General features: G+C 61.2%; 2 protein-coding genes. One reads left to right on the forward strand and one right to left on the reverse strand.

Annotated features, from left to right (window positions below):
• Positions 1–919: LysR substrate-binding domain-containing protein (locus tag AB4Z11_RS30775; protein WP_442029842.1), on the reverse strand; the 919-nt coding region annotated here is incomplete at its 3' end.
• A gap of 117 nt (positions 920–1,036) precedes the next feature.
• On the opposite strand from AB4Z11_RS30775, the gene AB4Z11_RS30780 reads away from it, so the two are divergent.
• Positions 1,037–1,738, forward strand: a complete 702-nt coding sequence (locus AB4Z11_RS30780) for a pirin family protein (protein WP_442029844.1) — start codon at positions 1,037–1,039, stop codon at positions 1,736–1,738.
• The last annotated feature ends 26 nt before the right edge of the window (positions 1,739–1,764 follow it).

A 1,764-nucleotide genomic window follows, 5' to 3' on the forward strand; every position in this document is an offset into this window, starting at 1 on the left:
CCACTCCAGGCCCGCGCCAGTTTCGTTCGTGCGCCAGGCCAAATAGAAGGTTTCGTCCGGCTTGCCACTCCAGGCCCGCGCCAGTTTCGTTCGTGCGCCAGGCCAAATAGAAGGTTTCGTCCGGCTTGGGTTCCTCCACTTGCTTCTCGACCAGCAGGCCCGCCAGGATGGCGGCGCGGGCGCATTGCTGCGGCAGGAAACCGAAACCCAGGCCACCGATCTGGTAGTCGAACTTGGCCTGCATGGTCGGCACCGTCAGGCTGTCCTGCCCCATCAGCACACCGACCGTGCGGGCCGCGGACTGGCGCGAGGAATCGGCCATCACTACGGCACGATGGTACTGCAACTGTTCCCGCCCTAGTGGCCCCGCCTCGGCCGCCAGCGGATGATGTGGCGCCACGCAGAACACCCATTTCAGGCTGCCGATCGGCTGCGAAATATAGCCGCCGCCCGCCGGGCCATCGCCGGGGGCGCCAACGATCAGGTCGACACGCCGGTCCAGCAAGGCTTCCCAGCTGCCGGACAAGGCCTCCTGCACCACCCGCAGGCGGGTCTGGTGCGCCACCTGATAGAAGGCATGCACGTCCTCGCGCAGCACGGCGGCGGTGAACATGGAATCGATGCCGACGGCGAGTTCGGTCTCCCAGCCGGACGCCACACGGCGCACGCGGTGCTCCAGGTCTTGCGCGGCTTTCAGCAGGTAGCGGCCCTCCTTCAGCAATTCGCGTCCGGCGTCGGTCAGCTCCACGCGCGGGCCGATGCGCTGGAACAACTGGACGCCCAGCTCATCCTCCAGCTTGGCGACCGTGTAAGAGATGGTCGATGGCACGCGGTGCATTTCCTTGCCCGCGGCGGAAAACGATCCGCGGCGGTCGATGGCGTCCATGATTTCCAGGGCATCCAGGCTAAGTCTGAGCATGTTCGATTTTTTGGATGATAGAACGGTAAATTATCCGTTTTTCAATTGCAGAAGTGCTCTCTATACTGTGAAACATGAATTCCGAATCGTTCGAAATTATCGCACAAGGAGATAATAATGTTGCAAATCCGTAAAAGTGAAGAACGCGGCGTGGCTAACTTTGGCTGGCTCGATTCCCGCCACAGCTTTTCCTTCGGCCATTACTACGATCCGAAGCACGTCGGTTTCGGTCCCCTGCTCGTGATCAACGAAGACAAGGTCGAGCCGGCACAGGGCTTCGGCACGCACRGCCACCGCGACATGGAAATCATCTCCTACGTCCTGGACGGCGCGCTGGAGCACAAGGACAGCATGGGTAACGGCTCTGTGCTGCACTACGGCGACGTGCAGCGTATGAGTGCAGGCACCGGYGTGCGCCACAGCGAGTTCAATCACTCGCATTCGGCGGGCGTGCACTTCCTGCAGATCTGGATTCAGCCCAACCAGGTTGGCATCGCACCGAGCTATGAAGAGAAGTATTTCACGCCGGAGAGCAAGACCAACCGCCTGCGCCTGATCGCTTCCAGCGACGGCCGCGATGGCTCGGTGCTAATCCACCAGAATGCCTCGATCTACGCGGCCATCCTGGACGGCTCGACGGACCTGGAACACAAGCTCGAAACGGGCCGCCAGGGTTATGTGCACGTCATCCGCGGCAACGTGACGGTCAACGGCACGCCACTGAAAGGTGGTGACGCCTTGAAAATCACGGATGACAACCTCATAACGCTGAACGAGGGCAAAAACGTAGAGCTGCTGCTCTTCGACCTGCCCAGCTAATAACTGCTATGATGGCAGGGCGTGCC

This window comes from Pseudoduganella sp. RAF53_2 (genome assembly GCF_052113985.1).
Lineage (GTDB): Bacteria > Pseudomonadota > Gammaproteobacteria > Burkholderiales > Burkholderiaceae_D > Rugamonas.